We start from the raw sequence: 23,456 nt of genomic DNA, 5'->3' as shown, positions 1-23,456 counted from the left end.
CGACGGCCCCGGGTGACCGGACCGGCACCGGCGTGTCAGTGTGCCGACCATGACCCATGGCCCCGTACACGAACGCCCGCCGACCCTCCCCCGCCAGCTCGCGCGCACCCGGCGCTTCACGCTCGGCGCACCCGCCCGGCCGACGATCTCCGCCGACGGCCGGACCGTCCTCTTCCTGCGCAGCCGCTCCGGCGACGACCCGGTCTCCTGCCTCTGGACGCTCGACACCGGCAGCGGCGAGGAACACCTGCTCGCCGACCCCGCCGCGCTCGGCGTCGACGAGAGCGACCTGCCCGACGCCGAACGCGTCCGCCGCGAACGCGCCCGCGTCCTGACCGGCGGCATCACCGCGTACGCCACCGACACCGCCGGCCGGCTCGCCGCCTTCGCCCTCGGCGGCACCCTCTGGCTCGCCGACACCGGGACCCGCGGGGTCCGGCCCGTCCCCACCGGCGGAGGGGTGTACGACCCGCGCCCCGACCCCACCGGCCGCCGGATCGCCTACGTCCGCGCCGGCGCCCTGCGGGTCGTCGAGGCCGACGGCACCGGCGACCGCGCGCTCGCCGAACCCGAGCACCCCGAGGTCGGGTACGGCGTCGCCGAACACGTCGCCGCCGAGTCCATGCACCGCAGCCGGGCCCACTGGTGGTCCCCGGGCGGCACCCGACTGCTGGTCGCGCGGGTCGACGAGCGCCCGCTGCGCCGCCTGCACCTCGCCGACCCGTCCGACCCGGCGAGTCCCCCGCGCACGATCCGCTACCCGCTGGCCGGCACCGCCAACGCGGACGTCTCGCTCCTGCTGCTCGGCATCGACGGCTCCCGCACCGACGTCCCCCGGGACGGCGCCGCCTCCGAGTACCTGACCGCCGCGGGCTGGGACGGCCACGGCCCGTTCGCCGCCGTCCAGAGCCGCGACCAGCGGACGGTGCGCACCCTCGCGATCGACCCGGCCGACGGGTCCACCCGGGTCCTCGCCGAGCGGCACGACGAGCACTGGGTCGAACTCGTCCCCGGCCTGCCCGTGCGCACCGCCTCCGGCCGCCTGATCGACGCCGCCGACATCGGCGACACCCGGCACCTCACCGTGGACGGCCGGCCCGTCACCCCGCCCGGCCGGCAGTTGCACGCGGTCCTCGGCGTCGACGGCGACGAGGTGCTCCTCACCGCCTCCGAGGAGCCGGTGGAGTCCCACCTCTGGGTCTGGAGCCCCACCACGGGCGCCCTCCCGCTCAGCGACGAAGCCGGCGCGCACACCGGCGTACGGCGGGCCGGCACGCTGGTCCACACCGCGCGCACGCCCGGCACCCCTGGCCCGGTCACCACCGTCCGCCGGGACGGGCACCCCGCCCTCACGATCGCCTCCCACGCACAGACCCCGGTCCTCACCGCGCGGCCCGAACTGCTCCGGCTCGGCCCGCGCGAACTGCGCGCCGCGCTCTTCCTGCCCGCCGGCCACCGCCCCGCGGACGGGCCGCTGCCCGTCCTGCTCGATCCGTACGGCGGACCGGCCGGCACCAAGGTCTCGGCCGGCGGCGGGTGGCCCGACCTGGTCTCCCAGTGGTTCGCCGACCAGGGCTACGCCGTGCTGGTCGTCGACGGCCGCGGCACCCCCGGACGCGGCCCGCGCTGGGAGAAGAGCGTCTTCGCCGACGTCGCCACCCCCGCCCTCGACGACCAGGTCGAGGCGCTCCACGAGGCCGCCGGCGCCCGCCCCGGTCTGCTCGACCTCGACCGGGTCGGCATCCGCGGCTGGTCCTACGGCGGCTTCCTCGCCGCACTCGCCGTCCTGCGCCGCCCCGACGTCTTCCACGCCGCCGTCGCCGGGGCGGCCCCGACCGACCACCGGCTCTACGACACCCACTGGAAGGAACGATTCCTCGGCCACCCGGACGAGCACCCCGACCGGTACGACGCCTGCTCGCTCCTCCCCGACGCCCCCGGACTGCGCCGCCCCCTGCTGCTGATCCACGGCCTCGCCGACGACAACGTGCTCCCCGCCCACACCCTGCGCCTCTCCGCCGCGCTCCTGGCCGCCGGGCGCCCGCACGAAGTCCTCCCGCTCGGCGGCACGGCCCACTCGCCGAGCGACGAGACGGTGTCGGAGAACCTGCTCCACCACCAGTTGGACTTCCTGAAGAGGTCGTTGAAGCGGGCCTGAGCGGCAGGCCCGGGCAGCGGACCCGAACGGCGGCAGGCCCCGGACACGCCGGAGGGGCCGGCGCGTGAGCACCGGCCCCTCCCCCGCCCGGCCGCCCGTCGGGCAGGCTCTCGGGCGGCCCGTCAGACCTCCCGGACGCCCGCCCGCCAGACCGCCGCCGTCAGCGGCACGCCCGGACGGTACGCCAGGTGCACGGGAGAGGGTGCCTCCAGCAGCTGGAGGTCGGCCCGGGCCCCCACCCGCACCGTGCCCACGTCCGACCGCCGCAGCGCCCGCGCACCGCCCGCCGTCGCGGCCCAGACCGCCTCGTCCGGCGTCATGCCCATCTCCCGCACCGCCACCGCGATGCAGAAGGCCATCGAACTGGTGAAGCTGGAACCGGGGTTGCAGTCGGTGGAGAGCGCCACCACCGCCCCCGCGTCCAGCAGCCGGCGCGCGTCCGGGTAGACGGCCCGGGTGGAGAACTCGGCGCCCGGCAGCAGCGTGGCGACCGTCGCCGAGCCGGCCAGCGCGGCCACGTCCTCGTCGGTGAGGTGGGTGCAGTGGTCGGCGGAGGCCGCCCCCAGCTCGACGGCCAGCTGCACGCCCGGTCCGTAGGTGAGCTGGTTGGCGTGCACCCGGGGGGTGAGCCCCCGCTCGATGCCGGCGGTCAGGATCGCCCGGGCCTGGTCGCCGTCGAAGGCGCCCTTCTCGCAGAACACGTCCACCCAGCGGGCGTACGGCGCGCAGGCGTCCAGCATCGGCCCGGTGACCAGGTCGACGTACCCGGCCGGGTCCTCCGCGTACTCGGGGGCGACCACGTGCGCGCCCAGGTAGGTGGTCTCCGGCGTGTACGAGGAGGCGATCCGCAGCGCCCGGGCCTCGTCGGCGACGGTCAGCCCGTACCCGGACTTGCACTCGACCGTCGTGGTGCCCTGCCGCAGGGCCTCCCGCACCAGCCGGGCCAGGTTGGCGTCGAGTTCGGCGTCGGCGGCGGCCCGGGTGGCGGCGACCGTGGTGCGGATGCCACCGGCGGTGTAGGACTGGCCGGACATCCGGGCGTTGAACTCGGCGGTGCGGTCGCCGGCGAAGACCAGGTGGGCGTGCGAGTCGACGTAGCCGGGCAGCAGGGCGCGCCCCGCCGCGTCGAAGCGCTCGTCGGCGGCGGGCGCCTCTGCGGCCGGACCGACCCAGGCGACGGTCGCGCCGTCGATCACCACGGCCGCGTCGGTGAGCAGGCCGAGCGGCCCGGTCCCGTGCGCGGGGTCGTTGGTGACCAGGCTTCCGATGCCGGTGATCAGCGTGCTCGGGATGCTCGGGGTGCTCACGTCGTGCCTTTCGGGAACGGGGCCGGGGAGCGGGCCGAAGCGGCCCGCTCCACCGGCGTCGACAAGGAGGCGACGACCGGGAGAGGACTCCCGGTCGTCGGCTCGGCGGTCCAACGGCTCAGCGGCTCAGCGGCTCAGCGGCTCAGCAGTTCAGCGGCTCAGCAGTTCAGCGCGGTGATCGAGGTGTGCAGCGCACCCGGCACGTCCGGCACCAGCTGGTGCACGCCGTCCTTGACCACGTGCCGCCCGCCGACCACCACGTGCCGCACGTCGGCCGCCGAGGCGGCGAAGACGGCGATCTCGGCACCGAGCCGGAACGCCGGCCCCGCGGTCCGCGCCGAGTCCAACGCGATCACCGTGAAGTCGGCGAACGCACCGGCCTCGATCCGCCCGGCCTCCGGCCAGCCGAGCGAGGCGTGCCCGTCCTCCGTCCCCGCCCGCAGCAGCGAGTTCGCCGTCCAGTGGCCCCGGGTACGGGTCCGCAGCCGCTCGTTCAGCTCCAGCGCGCGGGCCTCCTCGAACGGGTCGATGACGGCGTGGCTGTCGCTGCCGAGGGTGACCGGGCAGCCGCCGGAGGCGAGGGTCCGGGCCGGGCCGATGCCGTCCGCGAGGTCCCGCTCGGTGGTGGGGCACATGCAGACGGTGGTGGAGGAGTCGGTGAGCAGCTTGACGTCCTCCTCGGTGAGGTGGGTGGCGTGCACGGCCGAGGTGCGCGGCCCGAGCGCGCCGTGGTCGGCGAGCAGCCGGGTCGGGGTGACACCGTGCGCGGCGAGGCAGGCGTCGTTCTCGGCGGTCTGCTCGGAGAGGTGGACGTGCAGCGGGGCCTCGCGCTCCGCCGCCCAGCGCGCGACGGTGCCGAGCTGCTCCGCGGGGACCGCCCGCACCGAGTGGATCGCGGCCCCGATCCGGGCGTGCTCGCGGGCCTTCAGCCCGTCGGCACGGGCGGCCCAGGCCCCGGCGTCGCCGTCACCGAACCGGAGCTGCGGCTTGGTCGGTTCGGCGCCGAAGCCGGACGACAGGTAGCAGGTGTCGAGCAGGGTGATCCGGATGCCGGCCCGGGCGGCGGCCTCGATGAGCGCCTCGCCCATCGCGTTGGGGTCGTCGTAGCGGGCGCCGCCGGGCGCGTGGTGGAGGTAGTGGAACTCACCGACGGCGGTGATCCCGGCGAGCGCCATCTCGGCGTAGACGGCGGTGGCGAGCGCCAGGTAGCTGTCCGGATCGAGCGCACCGGCGAACCGGTACATGGTGTCGCGCCAGGTCCAGAAGGTCCCGGAGCCGACCTGGACGTGGCCGCGCAGCGCCCGGTGGAAGGCGTGCGAGTGGGCGTTGGCCTGGCCGGGCAGCAGCAGACCGTCGAGCCGGACGGCGCCGGGCGGGCAGGGGCCGCTGTCCGGCTGCACCCGGGCGATCTTGCCACCGGCGCCGGTGCTGATCAGCACGTCCTGCTCGACCACCGGCCCGTTGGCGTGCGGCAGCCAGGCGTACCGCGCCCAGTAGGTCACTGACACGCCAGGTCCTCCAGTACGTCGGCGAGGGCGGCCACGCCGGCCAGGCAGTCGGCCGTCTCGGCGTGCTCGGCCGGGGAGTGGGAGATGCCGCTCGGGTTCCGCACGAACAGCATGGCGGTCGGGACGGCCGATGCCAGGATCCCGGCGTCGTGTCCCGCACCGGTGGGCAGCACCGGGACGGCGCCCGGTCCGCGCTTGCCGAGGACCTGCGCGAGGCGGTCGCGCAGCGGGCCGTCGAAGTCCACCACCGGGGTGTAGGACTCGCGGGTCAGCTCGACCCGGACGCCGTCGCGCTCGCCCCGCTCGTACGCCGCCCGTCCGATCTCCTCGACGAGCGCGGCCAGCGTGCCCTCGTCGGCGGCCCGGGAGTCCAGCCAGCCGCGGACCAGGGAGGCGATCGCGTTGGTGCCGTTGGGCTCGACGGCGACCTTGCCGAACGTGGCGAGCGCGTCGGCGAGCTTCGCCTTCTTCCGTGCGGCGAGCACGGTGTTGGCGTAGGTGAGCATCGGGTCGCGGCGGTCCTCGATCCGGGTGGTCCCGGCGTGGTTGGCCTCGCCGTGGAAGTCGAACCGCCAGCGGCCGTGCGGCCAGATCGCCGAGGCCACGCCGACCGGCCGGTCCTCGTCGAGGTAGCGGCCCTGCTCGACGTGGAGTTCGACGAAGGCGCCGATCCGGGCCAGCCGGTCGGAGTCCGCGCCGATCGCGGTCGGGTCGTAGCCGGCGCGCTCCATCGCGTCGGGCAGCCGGACGCCGTCCGCGTCGCGCAGCTCGTGGGCGGCCTCGCGGTCCAGCACCCCGGCGGTGAGCCGGGAGCCGATGCAGGCCACGCCGAACCGGGCGCCCTCCTCGTCGCCGAAGTTGACGATCGCCAGCGGCCGGGTGAACCCGGCGCCCCGCGAGCGCAGTTCGTCCAGCGCGGCGAAGGAGGAGACCACGCCGAGCGGGCCGTCGAAGGCGCCGCCGTCCGGGACGGAGTCCAGGTGCGAGCCGGTGACGACCGCGCCCTCCCCGGCCGGGTCGCCGAGCCAGGCCCACTGGTTGCCGTTGCGGTCCAGCTCGTAGGTCAGGCCGCGGCTGCGGGCCTGCTGCTCGAACCAGGCGCGGCACTCGGCGTCGGCGGAGTTCCAGGCGAACCGGCGGTAGCCGCCGGAGGAGGCGGAGCGGCCCACGGGGAGCAGCTCCGCCCACATCCGCTCGAAGCTGTCGGAGCCGGGCTCGGTCACAGCTCGCCCATCGGGATGCGGACACCGCGCTCGGCGGCGACCTCGTCGGCCCGGTCGTAGCCGGCGTCGACGTGCCGGATGACGCCCATGCCCGGGTCGTTGGTGAGCACCCGGCGGATCTTCTCCCCCGCCAGCGGGGTGCCGTCGGCCACGGTGACCTGGCCGGCGTGGATCGAGCGGCCGATGCCGACGCCGCCGCCGTGGTGGATGGAGACCCAGGACGCGCCGGAGGCGACGTTGACCATGGCGTTGAGGAGCGGCCAGTCGGCGATCGCGTCGGAGCCGTCCAGCATCGCCTCGGTCTCCCGGTACGGGGAGGCGACGGAGCCGCAGTCCAGGTGGTCGCGGCCGATCACGATCGGGGCGGACAGCTCACCGGAGGCGACCATGTCGTTGAACCGCTCGCCGGCCTTGTCGCGCTCGCCGTAGCCGAGCCAGCAGATCCGCGCGGGCAGGCCCTGGAAGTGCACCTTCTCCTGGGCCATCTTGATCCAGCGGTGCAGCGACTCGTTCTCGGGGAAGAGGTCGAGCACGGCCTTGTCGGTCTTGGCGATGTCCTGCGGGTCACCGGAGAGGGCCGCCCAGCGGAACGGGCCCTTGCCCTCGCAGAACAGCGGCCGGATGTACGCCGGGACGAAGCCGGGGAAGGCGAAGGCGCGGTCGTAGCCGGCCAGCTGGGCCTCGCCGCGGATCGAGTTGCCGTAGTCGAACACCTCGGCGCCGCGGTCCTGGAAGCCGACCATCGCCTCGACGTGCCTGGCCATCGACTCGCGCGAGCGCTGGGTGAACTCGGCGGGCTTCTCGGCCGCGTACGTCGCCATGTCGTCGAAGGCGACACCGAGCGGCAGGTAGCTCAGCGGGTCGTGGGCGCTGGTCTGGTCGGTCACGATGTCGATCGGCGCGTCCATCGCGAGCAGCTGCGGGAACAGCTCGGCGGCGTTGCCCAGCAGGCCGATGGAGAGCGGCTGCTTCCTGTCGCGGGCGGCGGTGGCCAGCTCCAGCGCGTGCGAGAGGTTCTTGGCCTCGACGTCCAGGTAGCGGTGCTCGATCCGGCGGGAGATCCGGGACGGGTCGCAGTCGATACAGATCGCCACGCCGCCGTTCATGGTGACGGCCAGCGGCTGGGCGCCGCCCATGCCGCCGAGGCCGGCGGTGAGGGTGATCGTCCCCGCCAGCGTGCCCTCGTAGCGCTTGTTGGCGACGGCGGCGAAGGTCTCGTAGGTGCCCTGGAGGATGCCCTGGGTGCCGATGTAGATCCACGAGCCGGCGGTCATCTGCCCGTACATGGTGAGCCCGAGGGACTCCAGCCGCCGGAACTCCTCCCAGTTGGCCCAGTCGCCGACCAGGTTGGAGTTGGCGATCAGCACGCGCGGCGCCCACTCGTGGGTCTGCATGACGCCGACCGGACGGCCGGACTGGACCAGCATGGTCTCGTCCTGCTTCAGCCCCTCCAGCGTCCGGACCATGGCGTCGAACGAGCGCCAGTCCCGCGCGGCCTTGCCGGTGCCGCCGTAGACGACCAGCTTCGACGGGTGCTCGGCCACCTCCGGGTCGAGGTTGTTCATCAGCATCCGCAGGGCGGCCTCCTGCTGCCACCCCTGCGTCGTCAGCGCGGTTCCCCGTGCCGCCCGCACCTCGCGCGGCCCGCTCGCCTGCTGCACCATGTCCAGCCTCCCTACGGATGAACTCATTCAGTCTCTACTCGGCTGAATATATCCAAACATTCAGCCTCCGGCCAGACCTGCGCACATCCGATCAACACCCGCGCGGCCGACCACCGAGCGCTACCCCGAACCCGGCGAACACCAGCCGCTCGGCCCAGCGACGGGGAGCGGAGGAGACGACGACGGCCGCCACCGGGCAGCCCGACGGACTCCGCGACACGGCGGAGGAGGTCGAGCGGAGCACCGGCCTTCGCGCCCGGACCGCCGGAGGCACCCCGGTGACGTCACCGCCTCCCCGCGGGAAGCACGCGGGAAGCACGCGGGGAACGTCGGACGGCTCTCCCGCCGCGCACCCGTGCCGCTCGCCCGGCCGCTCCCGGGCGAGCGAGCGGCACGGCCGGTCTCCCGGTCCGCGCCCCGTGTCGCCGGCCACCGTCAGGCGGCGGCGTCGCCGTCCCAGTCGATGCCGATCTCGGCGAGCCAGCGGCGGTCGTCGGCGTCCGGGTCGGCGGGGCGGGGCTGGCGGGGGATCTCCTGGACGGGGCCGAGACCGTAGCGTTCCGCGGTGGCGGCCGCGCGGGCGTCGGGCTCGATGACACCGACGTGCACGGCGGTGTCGTCGCCCGGATCGAGGACGGTCAGTTCGGGCTCGGGCAGACGGCGCAGGGTGACGCGGCGTCCGCAGGTCGGGCAGGACCACTCGTCGGCGCCCGAGGCGAGGCGCCCGACGAACTTCATCTCGTGGATCACGCGCATGGCGGCACCCCCTGTACAGAGGGATGCCCGGGTTTGTGACGACTACTCCAGAAAGAGCCCGCGTGCCGCGGCCGACTGCTCGATGGATTCCAAACGGGCCTCGGCGCCCGGGAGTTCGTCACACATGGTCTGCAACAGCACGCGCCCGAGCATCATCGGCGCGCAGGCGGTGTCGAAGACCAGGTTGGTCCCGACGGCGGCGGGGAGCATCAGGTCGGAGAGCTTGGCGACGGGGGCGAACGCGCTGTCCGCCACGGTGAGCACCGTCAGCCCGCAGTCCCGGGCGACCGTCAGAGCCTCCATGAGCTCGCGCGGGTAACGCGGCAGGGCGAAGCAGAGCAGTGCGGTGGCACCGGCGGCGGCGGCCTGTTCGAGGCGGTCGGCCAGCATGCTGCCGCCCTCGTCGAGGAGCCGGATGTCGGGGTGCACCTTGGCCGCGAAGTACGCGAAGCCGCGCGCCTGCGCCGAGGCGGCGCGCAGGCCGAGGACGGGCAGCGGGCGGGAGGCCGCGAGGAGCCGGGCGGCGCGGGCGATGGGTTCGGGGTCGGCGAGCAGGTCGGCGAGCAGGCGCAGGTGCTCGATCTCGGCGAGGACGGCCTGCTGGTGCTCGTTGCGGACGGCGTCGGCGGGGGTCTCGGGCGCGGCCGGTTCGCCGGCGCCGAGTTCGCGCAGCTGCTTGCGGAGCGCGGGGTAGCCGTCGTAGCCGAGGGCGACCGCGAAGCGGGTGACGGAGGGCTGGCTGACGCCGGCGAGCTCCGCGACCTCGACGCTGGAGAGGAACGGGGCCTCGGTGGCGTGCCGGACCAGGGAGTGCGCGATCCGGCGCTGGGTGGGGGTGAGCCGGTGTCCTTCGAAGAGCTGGAGCAGCCGGGCGGAGGGGCCGACCGTGCCGGTGTCCTCGGTGGCGGTCATTGCGGTACCTCCGGATGCGAGCTGTTCGGATGACTGTGCAGCAGCGGGCTGCCACTGGCAAAGACGTCTCGTACGCCGGAACACCGGGTGAGACCTCCGGCGGCCGGCCGGACGGCGGTCCGGCCACCGCCCCCGTGGTCGGTCCGACGGCCGATCCGACCGCCGCCCCCGTGACCGATCCGGCTGCCGCGCGGCGACCGGTCGGACCGGCGACCCGGTCGGCCTCCCGGGGGTGACCCTGATTTCCCCCCTAGTCCTCCCGGATTACGGTGCGAACCGATGGACCGACACGCCCTCGTGGGCGCACCCTGGTTGCCATGGACACTCGCCAGGACGACATGCGGCGCGATCTCGATGCCTCGCTGCAGGCCCGCAAGGAGCTCGGCAAGGAGTACGAGTCGGAACTCGTCGATTCCTTCCTCTCCCGGATCGACGCCCGCCTCGACGCCCGGGTGGAGCGCCGGGTCGCGGAGCGGCTCGGCCCCGCCGGTGGCTACGACCCGGCGGAGGGGCACCGGCCGCACGGTCCCGGACGCCGCCCGCACCGCCCGCACGGTTCGGGCGCCCGGGTGGTGCCGATCGTCTCGATGGCGCTGGGCATCCCGCTGTCCGGCATCGCCGGCGGCACCAGCGGGATCTGGGGACTGGTGGTCTGCTGGGCCGGCATCGTCGGCGTCAACGTGTCCGCCGCGCTGGCCGAGCGCCGGCTGGACCGGGCGGAGCGGCGCGCCGCGGAGAGCGTGCGGAGCGACTGGGACTGATCCTCCCCCGGGCCGACCACGCCGGGGGACCGGCCGCCTCGGGCGGCCGGTCCCGTCCGGCGCCGGGCCCGTCGCGGAGCCCGCCACAGGGCCCACGGCGGGGTCCGGAGCAGCGCCCCGTGCGCTCCGCACGACCGGTCGTCAGGCCAGCGGGCCGGTGACCCGCTCCACCGCGCGCACCAGGTCGCCGGAGGCGACCAGCGCCGCGGCGGCCTCCAGGTCCGGCGAGAGGAAGCGGTCGCGGCCGGCGCCGCCGACCCCCGCCTCGCGGGCGGCGGCCATCGCCGCGGCACTGGCGGGCGCCACCGTGCCGCTGGCGTCGGCCTGCCTGCGGATCTCCAGCGCCCTTGCGGCGGCAGTGAGTTCGACGGCGAGGATCCGGCCGAGGTTGTCGACGGACTGGCGCAGCTTGCGCGCGGCGGACCAGCCCATCGAGACGTGGTCCTCCTGCATGGCCGAGGAGGGGATCGAGTCGACCGAGGCGGGCACGGCGAGCCGCTTGTTCTCGCTGACCAGCGCCGCCTGGGTGTACTGGGCGATCATCAGGCCGGAGTCCACGCCCGGGTCGTCGGCGAGGAAGGCCGGCAGGCCGTGCGAGCGGGACTTGTCGAGGAGCCGGTCGGTGCGGCGCTCCGAGATCGAGCCGAGGTCGGCGGCGGCGATGGCGAGGAAGTCCAGCACGTACGCGACCGGGGCGCCGTGGAAGTTGCCGTTGGACTCCACCCGGCCGTCCGGCAGCACCACCGGGTTGTCGACGGAGGCGGCCAGCTCGCGGGAGGCGACGAGCGCGGCGTGGGCGAGGGTGTCACGGCCTGCGCCGGCGACCTGCGGGGCGCAGCGGATCGAGTAGGCGTCCTGGACGCGCGGGGCGTCGTCCTGGTGGTGGCCGGTGAGGCCGGAGTCCTTGAGCACGGCCAGCATGTTGGCGGCGGAGAGCGCCTGGCCGGGGTGCGGGCGGATCGGGGCGTGCAGCTCGGGGGCGAGCACCTTGTCGGTGCCGAGCAGCGCCTCCAGGGTCATCGCGGCGGTGATGTCGGCGGTGGTGAAGAGCCGCTGCAGGTCGGCGATGGCCATGACCAGCATGCCGAGCATGCCGTCGGTGCCGTTGATGAGGGCGAGGCCCTCCTTCTCCAGCAGCTCGACCGGTTCGATGCCGGCGGCGGCGAGCAGCTCGGCGGCCGGCTTCTCGACGCCGTCGGGGCCGGTCGCGACGCCTTCGCCCATCAGGACGAGCGCGCAGTGCGAGAGCGGCGCGAGGTCACCGGAACAGCCGAGCGAGCCGAACTCCCGGACCACGGGGGTGATGCCGGCGTTGAGGATCGCGGCCATGGTCTGGGCCACCAGGGGGCGGACCCCGGTGCGACCGCTGGCGAGCGTCTTCATCCGCAGGAACACCAGCGCGCGGACCACCTCGCGCTCGACCGCCGGGCCCATCCCGGCGGCGTGCGAGCGGACCAGCGAGCGCTGCAGCTGGGCCCGGAGTTCGGGGCTGATGTGCCGGACGGCGAGGGCACCGAAGCCGGTGGAAACGCCGTAGACGGGGCGGGGTTCGGCCGCCAGGGCGTCGATCCGGGCGCGCGCGACCGCCATCTCGGCGAGCGCGTCCGGGCCGATCTCGACCCGGGCGTTCCCCCGGGCGACGGCCAGCACGTCCTCGGCGCTGACGTCGGCCTTGCCGACCTGGACGAGCGGCGTGTGGGGGGCCGCAGCACTGTGCATATCCATATACACCATCTCATCAGGTGAATGAAGATATGACAACACCTGAGCCCTTCCGGGACTCCGGCGCCGGACCGGTCGGTCACCTGGATTTTCGGATACCGCAGCCGGTGCCGCACGCTGTGGGGGGTGACGGGCGCCCCACGGCGCACGCCACGACAACGGACCGGCCCCGGCCTGCACGGACGGCGCAGACCGCGCGGACGGCACGGACCGGCAGGCAGACCGACGGACACAGGAGGCGGCGACACGATGACGCGGGCGACGGCGCGGCGGCGGGTGGTCCGGCTGCGGGGGGACGGGCGGAGCACCCGGCCGGATGCGCTGGCGGCCGAGGAGCCGCTGGAGATCCGGCTCGGCGGCGAGCCGCTCACGGTCACCATGCGCACCCCGGGCCAGGACTTCGACCTGGTGGCGGGCTTCCTGGTCGGCGAGGGGCTGGTGCACGCCTCCGAGGACCTCGCGGCACTGCGCTACTGCGCCGGCACCGACGAGGCCGGCGCCAACACCTACAACGTGGTGGACGCGACGCTGCGCGGCGCCGGGGCGCTGCCGCTCTCCGCCCACCGCAACCTGCTCACCACCAGCGCCTGCGGCCTCTGCGGCCGGGACACCGTGGACGCCGTCCGCACCCACGTCCGCCACCCGGTCGCCGACGACCCGCTGACCGTCCCGCCCGCGCTGCTGTACGGGCTGCCGGACCGGCTGCGGGCCGCCCAGCGGACCTTCGACTCCACCGGCGGCCTGCACGCGGCCGGCCTGTTCGACGGCGTCAGCGGCGAACTGCTCTGCGCCCGCGAGGACGTCGGCCGGCACAACGCCGTCGACAAGGTGGTCGGCTGGGCGCTGCGCGCGGGACGGCTCCCGCTGACCGGGCACGTGCTCCTGGTCAGCGGCCGGGCCTCGTTCGAGCTGACCCAGAAGGCGGCGCTGGCCGGCGCCCCGCTGCTGGCCGCCGTGTCGGCGCCGTCCTCGCTGGCGGTGGACCTGGCGGAGGAGCTGGGCCTGACCCTGGTGGGCTTCCTGCGCGGCGAGGGCGCCAACGTGTACACCCGCCCGGACCGGATCGCCTGAGGCCCCGGGCCCGCCCGCGAGGGCGCGCCCGGGGCCCGGATCCCGCCCCCGCGTCAGCGCAGCTCGGCCTCGACCAGGTCGGCCGCGCGGGCGGTGCCGCCCTCGGCGCGCGCCTCGGCGCGGAGCACGTCCAGGCGCGCGGCCACCTCCGGGTCGCCGGTCAGTTCCAGCAGGGCGGCGCGCAGCGCCTCCCCGGTGGCCTGTTCCGTGTCGAGGCGGCGGGCGACGCCCAGCTCCACCAGCTTGTCCGCGTTGCCGAACTGGTCGACGGCCTGCGGCACCGCGATCATCGGCACCCCGTGGTAGAGGCCCTCGCTGCTGCCGCCCATGCCGGCGTGGGTGACGAAGGCGTCGGCCTTCGCGAGCACGTCGAACTGCGGCACCCACCGGTGCACCTCGACGTTGGCCGGCACCTCGCCCAGCTCGGCCAGGTCGGTGTGCTTGCCGATCTGGAGCACGACGTGCCAGCCGGGCAGGTCGCCGAAGGCGCGGACGCACTCCCGGTAGAAGGCCGGCTGGTGGGTGAAGGCGGAGCCGAGCGAGACCAGCACCACCTTCTCGGCGCCGTCCGGCCGCTGCCAGCCGCCCTGGTGCGAGCGGTCGCCGAAGCACTGGCCGACGAAGGTGTACCGCGCGGGGTCGACCCGGTCGGCGTTGGGCTGCAGGGCCCGCGGGATCAGGGCGAGCGCGCGGGCCGGGAGGGCCTTGAACTCCTCCGGGTCCCGGACGACGGTGCCGTTCTCGGCCAGCCAGTCGGCGAACCGCCGCATGTACGCGGGCCCGCCGGGGCCGCTGCGGATCGCCTCGAACACCTCGGCCATGTCCTGCTCGAAGCCCTGCCAGGCGACGTAGGTCGGGGAGAGCTGGAGGGCCGGGACGCCGTGCCCCTCGGCCACCGCCCGCCCGGTGAACCCGGCGATGTCGTACAGCACGAGGTCGGGCCGGTCCTCCTCGAAGAGCCGGCGGACCACCGGGGTCATGGCGACGGCGTCGTCGAGGAAGAGGTTCTGGATCGCCACCGGGTCCTGCAGCCACACCTGGGAGTCGTCGGTGAGGGGCAGCGCGGTCGGGTACGGCACGAGCGTCGCCCCGGTCGCCTCGACCGGCCCGGCGAACGAGGCGTCGTTGACGTAGCTGACCCGGTGGCCGCGGGCGACGAGCTCGGCGACGACGGCGAGGCTCGGGTTGACGTGCCCGTGGGCCGGGATGGAGACCATGGCGATGTGTGCGGAGCGGGTCATGGTGGTGCCCTTCGTCGAGATGGTGAGACGAGACGATCCGTCTCGTCGGAACGCCCTCATCATGACCTGACGACCCGCCACTCGTCAAGACGAGACGGTTCGTCTCGCTGTAGCGCTAGGATGGCCCCATGTCCCGACAGACCGCGCCCGACCCCAGCCGCCGCAGCCAGCAGAGCCGCGCCGCGATCCTCGCCGCCGCCGCCGACCTGGTCTCCGAGGTCGGCTTCGCCAAGCTCACCATCGAGAAGATCGCCGCCCGTGCCGGAGTCGGCAAGCAGACCATCTACCGCTGGTGGCCGTCGAAGGGCGCGGTCGTCTTCGACGCCTTCCTCGCCGTCAGCGAGGACGCCAGCGGCAGCCTCGCGCTGCCCGACACCGGCGATCTCGCCGCCGACCTGCGCGCCGTCCTGCGCCCGACCGCCGACGAGCTCACCGACCCCGCCTTCGACAACACCGGCCGGGGTCTGATCTCCGAGTACCTGGTCGACCCGGACCTGCTGCGCGAGTACCGCGAACGGCTGCTGGACCCCCTGCTGGAGGTCACCCGCGACCGCCTGCGCAGCGCCCGCACCGCCGGACAGCTCCCGGCCGACACCGACCTCGACCTCGCCGTCGACCTGCTCTACGGGCCGATGTACTACCGCTGGCTGCACGGTCTCGGGGCGGTCGACCACGCGTACGCGGACCGCCTGGTCGCCGCGGTCCTGCGCGCGCTCGGAGCGACGGACGGAGCGGCCGACGGAGCGCCGGACGGCGGCTGACCTCAGCGGCGGTTGCGGCGGCGGAGCACCAGCACGACCACGATGATCACGGCGATCACCGTCAGCACCAGCACGGCGCCGATCAGCAGGCCCATCATCCGGCCGAGGCCCTTCTTCTTCTTTTTCTTCTTCTTGGACTTGTCCTTCGACGACTCGGCCAGCCGCGACGCCCCGTGCCGCTCCGCCGACACGCCCGCCTGCCCGGCCGCCGCGGGCACCACGGGGGCGGGCGCCTGCCGGGCCGCAGGGGCTTCCGGGACCGCGGGGGCCGACCGCACCACCGGGGCCGCCGAGGCCGCCGGCGCGGCGGCGAGCGCGCCGCCGCCGAAGGCGAGCACCGCGGAGAGGACGAGGCCCGTCAACCGAGCGCGCATAGGAGTCAACCCCCGAGAATCCGATCCGGCGCGGCCCCGACGGCCCGCCGACCGCGGACACCATCCCACGCCCGCCCCACCGCGCCCAGTCCCGCAACGCCCTCGCCACCGGACCGCGACCGGCTCGGAACAGACCGGTCACCGAACCGCCACACCACGCCGACGGCCCGGCCCCGCCCGCCCTTCGCTCCCCCGCCTCCGGCCCTCAGCTCACCGGGGGCGAGGCCGGGCCGGCGAGGGCGACGGCGACCAGGGAGCGCAGCGCCGCGGCGACCTGGCCCAGCGGGAGGGTGGCGTCGTCCGCGAACAGCTCCAGCAGCCACCCGCCGGCCGCGTTCTGGCCGCCGGCCGCGACCATGCCGCGGTAGCCGGAGACCACCAGCATGGCCTCCTCCGCCGGGTCGTTGCCCGCCGCGCCGGCCCGCAGGGCGAAGGCCCCGCCGCGTACGGCCCGGCGGGTCATCGGGTAGTGGCGCAGGTCGAAAACGGCGTCCGGGGCCTCGATCTGGGCCCGCTGCGTCTCCGCCCGGGTGCTGCTCGGCCCGCTGGTCATCCGGTAGACGGCGTGCTGCGCGGTGCGCATCAGCTGCGAGCCGGGCGGCACGTACGAGATCCACCAACCGACCGCGTCCAGCAGCCGGGCCGAGATCTCTGCGACGACGGCCAGCTTGCCGATGGTGTCCGCAGGGTGCACGGAGCGGGTGTTGCCGTGCTGGTCGAGCGCGGCGAGCACCGCGGTGAGCAACTGCCCCGGGTCGGCACTGTGCGCGGCGCCGCGGAAGCGCCGCCGGTCGCCGGAGCCGGCCCGGCCGCCGGGTCGGCCGCGCCCGTCGGCACGGTGGTGCGGGTCCGCGGCGTCGGCGAGCAGCACCGTCGGGTCGGGCGAGAAGCCCGGGCCGTGGCTGCGTCCGGCGACCACCGGGTGGGCGGCGCGGGCGGCCTTGGCCCGGTACTGGGCGGCGTCGGCGAGCCGGAAGAGCCGGTCGGGGGTGGTGACCGGGCCGATCGAGTCACCGGTGGAGGCGACCCCGCAGGCGACGCCCTCGCCCTCGGCCAGGGCGAGCGCCCGGGCGCACAGCTCCTCGGCGACGGCGACCACCTCGTCCGCCTTCTGGCCCTCGGCGAGCAGGCAGAACTCGTCACCGCCGAGCCGGGCGGCGAGACTGCCGGGGAGCTTGGCGGCGGCCAGCGACAGCTGGTGGGCGAAGCGCTCCAGCAGCCGGTCGCCCACCTCGTGGCCGAGCTGGTCGTTGACCCGCTTCAGGCCGTTGACGTCGCAGACCACCAGCGAGACCACGGTGTTGTCCCGGTTGTGGGCCTCCAGCGCGCTCTCCAGCCGCGCGTCCACCGCACGCCGGTTGGCCAGACCGGTGAGCGGGTCGGAGAAGGCGAGCTTGCGCAGGTCGGCGAGGCGTTCGGTCTGGGCGAGGCCGGCCGAGATCTGGGCGGCGAGCAGGGTGGCGTAGTCGGCGTCCGCGTCGGTGAACCCGGCCGACCCGGTGGCCCGGGCGAGGTAGAGCTCGCCCCAGGCCTGCCCGTGCAGGACGATCGGCGCGACCACGCAGCAGGCCCGCCCGCGCCGGCGCAGCGCGGCGGCGCGTTCCTGGCAGTACGCGCCTGCGGTCGGGTGCGCGTGCCCGGGGTGCGGCTGGCTGTTGTCTGCGGTCTGGACCCAGGCGCGCGGCAGCCGGCCGGTGGTCCAGCGCTCCTCCAGGTAGGTGACGATCTCGGGGAAGTCGGCCACCGGGTAGGACTCGTCCTCGGGCAGCTCCTCCTCCCCCGGCGAGAGTTCCCCGTGGTTGACCAGGACCCGCAGCCGGCCGGACTCGCGGTCCCAGACCGAGACGGCGGCCATGGTGGCGCCGAGTGCCTCGGTGGCGCGTGCGGCGGCGGCCCGGACGGCCTCCAGCGGGGTGAGCGCCCCGGCCATGTCCTGGGCGAGTTCGACCACGGAGGTCAGCCGCGTGTCGGGGGCCCCGGGGGCCGGCGGCTGCTGCGTCCGGTCGCAGTCGCAGCCGCGGTCCGTCATGATCGCCTCACTGCTCACCGGCTCGCCTCGCTCCCTGTGCTCGGTCCTGCTCGGTCCCCTGCGGCGGGCCGCCGGGCCCGCGCCCCGGGGACCCCGCCCCCGGGAGCCGCACCCATTCGGCCGCTTGCACCAAGACTATGGCGGCTTCATTCGGTTATGCCCCGTTTGTCGAAGAGGATCCGCAGGGCAGTACGACTTTCAACCGTTCGGCTTGCGGCAAGACCGTGCCCGGCCCGGGCAGGTTCTACTCCGCCGGGCGGCGCCCCGCTCCGCCCGTACGGCGCTCGACGGCGTTCCGCGCCGCCCCCGCACCACCCGGCCACGCCCCACGGGCACCCACGACGGCCGTTCTCCCGAACCGTTCAGGCCGCTCCGAAAGCCTCCGCCCGCTCCGAAAGCGTCGGACAGCTCCGGCAGCTCCGGCAGCTCCGGCCACTGCGCATCGTCACGGCCGCGCCGAACCCGTTCCGGCCTGCCGAACCGGGCCCTACTCCGCCCGCAGCCGCCGGGAGAGCAGCCACGGCTCGACCAGCCCGAGCCCGCGCACCGGACGGCGCCACATCGGCTGGAGGTTGAACCGGTGCCCGGTGTCCGGGGCGCCCGCCGGCCGCGAACCGGCCGCCGCCGCGAGCGCCTCGGCCAGGCCGGGCCCGTCGACGTCGGCGGGCGCGACACTGCCGTTCTGCTCCAGCGCGACGGCGAACTCGCCGTCGATCAGCACCGCGTCCTTCGGGGCGATCGAGGTGAGCCGGCTGGCCAGGTTGACCGTGGTGCCGAAGACGTCGCCCATCCGCGAGGTGACCGTGCCGAACGCCATGCCCACCCGCAGCGCGGGAATGCTGTCGTCCTCGGCCAGCGCCTCGATCAGGCTGAGCGCGATCTCGGCTGCCGTCACCGGGTCCTCGGAGACGTAGAGGATCTCGTCGCCCAGCGTCTTGATCACCCGGCCGCCCTGGCCGGCGATCAGGTCGGAGCAGGTGTTCTCGAACGTCTCGACCAGCTCGCCGAGCTCCTCCTCCTCCAGCCGCCGGGAGAGCCGGGTGAAGCCGACCAGGTCGGCGAAGCCCACGGCGAGCCGGCCGCTGGTGATCTCGTTGTCCTCCGCGGCCTGCACCACGCGGCCGGTGACGGCGGCCAGCTGGCGGCGCCAGACGTACACCAGGAACTGCTCCAGCTCCGGAAGCAGCAGCTCGACCAGCGGGTACGCGACGTCGGCGCGGGTCAGACCGGGTTCGACGGACTGGGTGAGGTTCTCCAGGAAGGTGTCCATCTGCCAGCCGGCCAGCCGGGCCGTGGTCTGACCGGTGGAACGCGCCACCTGGATCGCCATCGCCTCGCTCAGCAGCCCCGACTCGACCAGCCCGGACAGCCGGCGCAGAGCGATCACGTCACCGTCGGTCAGCGCCCGGGACTGCCCGATGTCCGGGAAGCCCATCGCCCGCCAGAACCGGGTGGCCAGGTCCATCGGGACGTCGGCCGCCCGCGCGGCCTGGTACGGGGTGTAGCGTCGCGGCGCGTCCAGGATCAGGCGTTCCAGGTCGAGGGCGACCGTCTGGTCGTGGGGGCCCGTCTGGTCGTGGGAGCCCGCCGCGCCGCCGTTGCTGCCGTCCTCTGCCACCGGTCCGTCCCCGTGCGGTCGCCGCACTCGCCTCGTGTCCTGCCTGTCCGGGCGCGCCCGCCACCCCGGCGGGCAGTGGCGCGCCTCACACTGCTGCCAGGTGGAATATTCGCACGGAATCCCGCGATCCGGGGCATCCGCCCGGGTCAAGGGGTGGTGAAGACTCCCGTCGGCCCGGGCGGTTCCGCGCTCCGGCGCCGCTCCCCGGCGCCGGGCGTCCGGCCGCCGTCAGCGCGGCTCCGGCCGCACGTGGACGACGTCGCCCGCGCCGACCGGCCGCCGCGAACCGTCGGGCGTCCGGACCACCAGCCGGCCGTCCCCGTCGATCGCCACCGCCTCGCCGGCCAGTTCGCGGTCGCCGGGCAGCAGCACCCTGACCTCCCGGCCGAGCGTGGTGCACCGGTCCGCGTACGCGCTCAGCAGTCCGCTGGCGTGCGGGTCGCCGGCGGCGTCCGTCCACTCCCGGTACAGGCCGGCGAACTCGCGCAGCAGCGCACGCAGCAGCGTGGACCGGTCGGTGACGGCGGCACCGGCCAGGACCAGCGACGCGGCGGTGGGGACGGGCAGCTCGGACGCGCGCAGCGAGACGTTGACGCCCAGACCGGCGACCACCGCGCCGCCGCCGAGCTCGGTGAGGATGCCGCCCAGCTTGCGCTCCGCCCCGTCGATCCCGACCTGGAGGTCGTTGGGCCACTTCAGGCCGACCTCCACCTCGGCGACCCGGCTCAGCGTGCTCGCCGCCGCGACGCCGACCAGGATCGGCAGCCAGCCGTACCGCTCGACGGGTACCCCGTCCGGGCGAAGCAGGACGGAGAGGAAGAGCCCCGAACGGGCGGGCGCCGTCCACTGCCGTTCCAGCCGTCCGCGCCCGGTCCGCTGCGCCTCGGCGACCAGCACCGCGCCCTGCGGGGCGCCGTCCCGGGCCCGGGCGGCGAGGTCGGTGTTGGTGGAGCCGGTCTCGTCGACGACGTCCAGCCCGGTCCACAACCCGCCCGGGACCAGCAGGTCCCGGCGGAGCGCCTCGGCGTCCAGCGGCGGGCGGTCCAGGTCGGTCCACGGCGACGGCCCGGCATGGCCGAAGCCGCGCAGTCCACTGCGGCGGGGGGTGTCGGAGGTCATGCGGCACACCCTAGAGGCCCTAGGCCGCCCCATTGTCCCGCAGAACGGCGGCCGACCACACTGTGTCGCTGGCCATAACGGGAAACCGTCAGCGATGACTACGCTACCCAACGGTAGTTCGTAGCGCCGCCCTGCCCTCATCCGCGCGGATCCCCACCCGGCCCGCGCGACCCCGAAACAGGTCGCGGCCAAGGAGCAGGGAGAGCCACCGGATGACCGAGGCGCCGTACGACCCGCACACCACCGCCGGCAAGCTCGCCGACCTCCGGCGCAGGCTCGACGAGGCGGTGCACTCCGGTTCCGCCAAGGCGGTGGAGAAGCAGCACGCCAAGGGCAAGCTGACGGCCCGTGAGCGGGTCGCGGAACTGCTGGACGAGGGGTCCTTCGTCGAGTTCGACGAGTTCGCCCGGCACCGCTCGACCAACTTCGGCCAGGAGCGGACCCGCCCGTACGGCGACGGCGTGGTCACCGGGTACGGCACCGTCGACGGCCGCCAGGTCGCCGTCTTCGCGCAGGACTTCACCGTGTTCGGCGGCTCGCTGGGCGAGGTGTTCGGCGAGAAGATCGTCAAGGTCATGGACTTCGCGCTGAAGACCGGCTGCCCGGTGATCGGCATCAACGACTCCGGCGGCGCCCGGATCCAGGAGGGCGTGGTCTCGCTCGGCCTGTACGGCGAGATCTTCCGCCGCAACGTGCACGCCTCGGGCGTGATCCCGCAGATCTCGCTGATCATGGGCCCCTGCGCGGGCGGCGCGGTCTACTCCCCCGCGATCACCGACTTCGTGGTGATGGCCGACCGGACCTCGCACATGTTCATCACCGGCCCCGACGTGATCAAGACCGTCACCGGTGAGGACGTCGGCATGGAGGAGCTGGGCGGCGCGCACACCCACAACACCAAGTCCGGCAACGCGCACCACCTGGCCGCGGACGAGAAGGAGGCGGTCGAGTACGTCAAGAGCCTGCTCTCGTACCTGCCCTCCAACAACCTCTCCGACCCGCCGTCCTTCCCCGAGGAGGCGGACCTCGCGATCACCGACGAGGACCTCGAACTCGACACCCTGGTCCCGGACTCGGCGAACCAGCCGTACGACATGCACCGGGTGATCGAGCACATCCTCGACGACGGCGAGTTCCTGGAGACCCAGCCGCTGTACGCGGGCAACATCATCACCGGCTTCGGCCGGGTCGAGGGCCACGCGGTCGGCATCGTCGGGAACCAGCCGATGGACCTGGCCGGCTGCCTGGACATCGCCGCCAGCGAGAAGGCCGCCCGGTTCATCCGCACCTGCGACGCGTTCAACGTCCCGGTGCTGACCTTCGTCGACGTGCCCGGCTTCCTGCCCGGCACCGAGCAGGAGTGGGACGGCATCATCCGCCGCGGCGCCAAGCTGATCTACGCCTACGCCGAGGCCACCGTCCCGCTGATCACCGTGATCACCCGCAAGGCCTTCGGCGGCGCGTACGACGTCATGGGCTCCAAGCACCTGGGCGCCGACCTCAACCTGGCCTGGCCGACCGCGCAGATCGCGGTGATGGGCGCCCAGGGCGCGGTCAACATCCTGCACCGGCGCGAGCTGGCCGAGGCGGACGACATCGACACGAAGCGGGCCGAGCTGATCGCCTCCTACGAGGACACCCTGCTCAACCCGTACCTCGCGGCCGAGCGCGGCTACGTGGACGCCGTCATCGCGCCGAGCGAGACCCGCCGGCACATCGTCCGCGGCCTGCGCGCGCTGCGCGGCAAGCGCGAGACGCTGCCGCCGAAGAAGCACGGCAACATCCCGCTGTAGTCGCCCGCTCCGAGAGGATCGCGAGAGGATTGAGCATGGCCCCGATCCACGTGCTGCACGGGCAGCCGACCCCCGAGGAGCTGGCCACCGTCCTGGCGGTGGTCCAGGCCCGGGCCGCCGCCGCGCAGGCCGCCGCCGAGGCGACCCGCCGGGCCGGCGCCGGCCCGGACTCCCCCTGGAACGACCGCGCCCGCCGGCTCCGGACCGCCCCGCGCCCGGGCGCCAACGCCTGGCGCACCTCCGGCTGGGCCGGATAGCAGCACCGGGCGCGCCCCGGGCGGGGCGGCGGGTGCCGGCGAAGCACCTGCCGCCCCGCCCGGCGGCACGCCCGGCGGACGTCCGGATTGCCCCGAAACCTGAGTACGGATACTCAGGCGTCCCGGCAGCCCCGCGGAGCACCCTGGAGGAGTGCTCTGGTCAGATCCCCGCGACGAGCCGTCCCCGGAAGCCCAGCGAATGCAGCGCAGGCTGCACCGGGCCGGCCACGTGCTCGCCGCCCTCACCCTGCTGATCGCCGTGCTGCTGATGCTCTGAACGCGACGCTCCGCTCGGCCGACCGGACCGCCCCTCTACGCTGGTGGGCATGACCGACCGCCGCACCCTCGTGCTCGCCTCCGCCTCCCCCGCCCGCCTCGGGCTGCTGCGCCAGGCGGGCCTCGACCCGCGCGTGGTGGTCAGCGGCGTCGACGAGGACGCCCTCACCGCCGCCACCCCCGCCGAGCTGGCCCTCGTCCTCGCCGAGGCCAAGGCCAAGGCCGTCGCCGCCACGCTCACCGAGGGCGAACTGGTGATCGGCTGCGACTCGGTGCTGGAGCTGGACGGCCTGGCGCTCGGCAAGCCCGCCGACGCCACCGAGGCGCTGGCCCGCTGGCAGTCGATGCGCGGCCGCGCCGGCGTGCTGCGCACCGGCCACTGCGTCATCGACACCGTCACCGGGCGACAGGCCTCCGCCACGGCCTCCACCACCGTCCGCTTCGGCACCCCCGACGACGCCGAGGTCGCCGCCTACATCGCCACCGGCGAACCACTGCACGTGGCCGGCGCGTTCACCCTGGACGGCCGCTCGGCGCCGTTCGTCGAGGGCATCGACGGCGACCCGGGCAACGTCATCGGCCTCTCGCTGCCGCTGCTGCGCGGCCTGCTCGCCGAACTGGACGTCCGGATCACCGACCTCTGGGTCTGACGTCGGCCGCCGGCCGGGGCGTCGGCGCCAGAAGGCCCGGGAAACCCGGGACGTCCGGCGACGCGCCGGCCCCGAGCAGCTCGGCGCCGTACTTCGAGCCCGGGCAGGGCTTCGGCTGCCTGACCGGGGAGGTCGCGGCGGCGGGCGCCCGCCCGGTAGCCGCGCCGAAGCGGGCCGGGCCGCTGAGCGGGACCACGGCGGCGACCGGCGGCGGGCCCGCCGCTCCGCCCGTGCCCGAACTGCTGCACCCGGCCGT

At 74.8% G+C, this 23,456-nt stretch carries 19 protein-coding genes and 1 pseudogene; 8 read left to right on the top strand and 12 right to left on the bottom strand.

The features are described 5' to 3' along the window. Positions 1–49 precede the first annotated feature (49 nt). Positions 50–2,158: a S9 family peptidase gene (locus tag PUR56_RS26290; protein WP_329950723.1), complete on the top strand. Its 2,109-nt coding sequence runs from the start codon at positions 50–52 to the stop codon at positions 2,156–2,158. Between the two features lie 122 nt (positions 2,159–2,280). Here PUR56_RS26290 and hutI read toward each other — a convergent pair whose 3' ends face one another. The 6 genes from hutI to PUR56_RS26260 form a co-directional block, all read right to left on the bottom strand. Further along, positions 2,281–3,450 carry an imidazolonepropionase gene (gene hutI / locus PUR56_RS26285; protein WP_329950731.1) on the bottom strand — a complete coding sequence of 390 codons (1,170 nt, stop codon included), beginning with the start codon at positions 3,448–3,450 and terminating at the stop codon, positions 2,281–2,283. Positions 3,451–3,623: 173 nt separating this feature from the next. Further along, on the bottom strand, positions 3,624–4,973 hold the full coding sequence (locus PUR56_RS26280) for a formimidoylglutamate deiminase (protein ID WP_329950722.1): 1,350 nt from the start codon (positions 4,971–4,973) through the stop codon (positions 3,624–3,626). After that, positions 4,964–6,163: an allantoate amidohydrolase gene (locus PUR56_RS26275; protein WP_329950730.1), complete on the bottom strand. Its 1,200-nt coding sequence runs from the start codon at positions 6,161–6,163 to the stop codon at positions 4,964–4,966. Before PUR56_RS26275 ends, PUR56_RS26280 begins: the two co-directional genes overlap by 10 nt. 29 nt (positions 6,164–6,192) lie before the next feature. Then, entirely contained in the window at positions 6,193–7,860 is a 1,668-nt protein-coding gene (gene hutU, locus PUR56_RS26270) for a urocanate hydratase (protein WP_329950729.1), read from the bottom strand. A gap of 435 nt (positions 7,861–8,295) precedes the next feature. Next, entirely contained in the window at positions 8,296–8,616 is a 321-nt protein-coding gene (locus PUR56_RS26265) for a hypothetical protein (protein ID WP_329950721.1), read from the bottom strand. Between the two features lie 42 nt (positions 8,617–8,658). Further along, positions 8,659–9,528 (bottom strand): MurR/RpiR family transcriptional regulator, encoded by an 870-nt coding sequence (locus tag PUR56_RS26260; RefSeq protein ID WP_329882728.1) that lies wholly within the window; start codon positions 9,526–9,528, stop codon positions 8,659–8,661. Between the two features lie 317 nt (positions 9,529–9,845). On the opposite strand from PUR56_RS26260, the gene PUR56_RS26255 reads away from it, so the two are divergent. Continuing rightward, positions 9,846–10,289, top strand: coding sequence for a hypothetical protein (locus tag PUR56_RS26255; protein ID WP_329882727.1), 444 nt, complete (start codon positions 9,846–9,848; stop codon positions 10,287–10,289). 141 nt (positions 10,290–10,430) lie between these two features. Here PUR56_RS26255 and hutH read toward each other — a convergent pair whose 3' ends face one another. Then, on the bottom strand, positions 10,431–12,014 hold the full coding sequence (hutH, locus tag PUR56_RS26250; protein ID WP_380358053.1) for a histidine ammonia-lyase: 1,584 nt from the start codon (positions 12,012–12,014) through the stop codon (positions 10,431–10,433). A gap of 246 nt (positions 12,015–12,260) precedes the next feature. Here hutH and fdhD point away from each other — a divergent pair, with 246 nt between their 5' ends. Further along, positions 12,261–13,082, top strand: a complete 822-nt coding sequence (fdhD, locus tag PUR56_RS26245) for a formate dehydrogenase accessory sulfurtransferase FdhD (RefSeq protein WP_329950720.1) — start codon at positions 12,261–12,263, stop codon at positions 13,080–13,082. Positions 13,083–13,135: 53 nt separating this feature from the next. On the opposite strand, the gene PUR56_RS26240 is transcribed toward fdhD, so the two are convergent. Continuing rightward, positions 13,136–14,383: a macrolide family glycosyltransferase gene (locus PUR56_RS26240; RefSeq protein ID WP_443034571.1), complete on the bottom strand. Its 1,248-nt coding sequence runs from the start codon at positions 14,381–14,383 to the stop codon at positions 13,136–13,138. 68 nt (positions 14,384–14,451) lie between these two features. Between PUR56_RS26240 and PUR56_RS26235 the strand changes: the two genes are divergently transcribed. Further along, positions 14,452–15,084 (top strand): TetR/AcrR family transcriptional regulator, encoded by a 633-nt coding sequence (locus PUR56_RS26235; protein WP_329950718.1) that lies wholly within the window; start codon positions 14,452–14,454, stop codon positions 15,082–15,084. 2 nt (positions 15,085–15,086) lie between these two features. Here the strand turns inward: PUR56_RS26235 and PUR56_RS26230 are convergent, their stop codons facing one another. The 4 genes and pseudogenes from PUR56_RS26230 to PUR56_RS26215 form a co-directional block, all read right to left on the bottom strand. Further along, entirely contained in the window at positions 15,087–15,446 is a 360-nt protein-coding gene (locus PUR56_RS26230) for a hypothetical protein (protein WP_329950717.1), read from the bottom strand. Between the two features lie 805 nt (positions 15,447–16,251). Continuing rightward, positions 16,252–17,388, bottom strand: a pseudogene (locus PUR56_RS26225) (diguanylate cyclase domain-containing protein); the annotation flags it as partial. A 586-nt stretch (positions 17,389–17,974) separates the two neighbouring features. Beyond that, positions 17,975–19,132, bottom strand: a complete 1,158-nt coding sequence (locus PUR56_RS26220) for an adenylate/guanylate cyclase domain-containing protein (RefSeq protein ID WP_380358065.1) — start codon at positions 19,130–19,132, stop codon at positions 17,975–17,977. 201 nt (positions 19,133–19,333) lie between these two features. Continuing rightward, positions 19,334–20,224, bottom strand: a complete 891-nt coding sequence (locus PUR56_RS26215) for a biotin--[acetyl-CoA-carboxylase] ligase (RefSeq protein ID WP_329950715.1) — start codon at positions 20,222–20,224, stop codon at positions 19,334–19,336. A gap of 212 nt (positions 20,225–20,436) precedes the next feature. Between PUR56_RS26215 and PUR56_RS26210 the strand changes: the two genes are divergently transcribed. The 4 genes from PUR56_RS26210 (at position 20,437) to PUR56_RS26195 (ending at position 23,200) form a co-directional block, all read left to right on the top strand. Further along, positions 20,437–22,017 (top strand): acyl-CoA carboxylase subunit beta, encoded by a 1,581-nt coding sequence (locus PUR56_RS26210; RefSeq protein WP_329950714.1) that lies wholly within the window; start codon positions 20,437–20,439, stop codon positions 22,015–22,017. A 35-nt stretch (positions 22,018–22,052) separates the two neighbouring features. Next, positions 22,053–22,274 carry an acyl-CoA carboxylase subunit epsilon gene (locus PUR56_RS26205; protein WP_329882719.1) on the top strand — a complete coding sequence of 74 codons (222 nt, stop codon included), beginning with the start codon at positions 22,053–22,055 and terminating at the stop codon, positions 22,272–22,274. A 151-nt stretch (positions 22,275–22,425) separates the two neighbouring features. Beyond that, on the top strand, positions 22,426–22,551 hold the full coding sequence (gene mmpB, locus PUR56_RS26200) for a morphogenic membrane protein MmpB (RefSeq protein ID WP_329882717.1): 126 nt from the start codon (positions 22,426–22,428) through the stop codon (positions 22,549–22,551). Positions 22,552–22,600: 49 nt separating this feature from the next. Continuing rightward, positions 22,601–23,200, top strand: a complete 600-nt coding sequence (locus PUR56_RS26195; RefSeq protein WP_329950713.1) for a nucleoside triphosphate pyrophosphatase — start codon at positions 22,601–22,603, stop codon at positions 23,198–23,200. Positions 23,201–23,456: the final 256 nt, after the last annotated feature.

The organism is Streptomyces sp. BE303 (assembly GCF_036290945.1).
GTDB lineage: Bacteria > Actinomycetota > Actinomycetes > Streptomycetales > Streptomycetaceae > Kitasatospora.
This window is presented reverse-complemented; position numbering and strand designations above follow the sequence as displayed.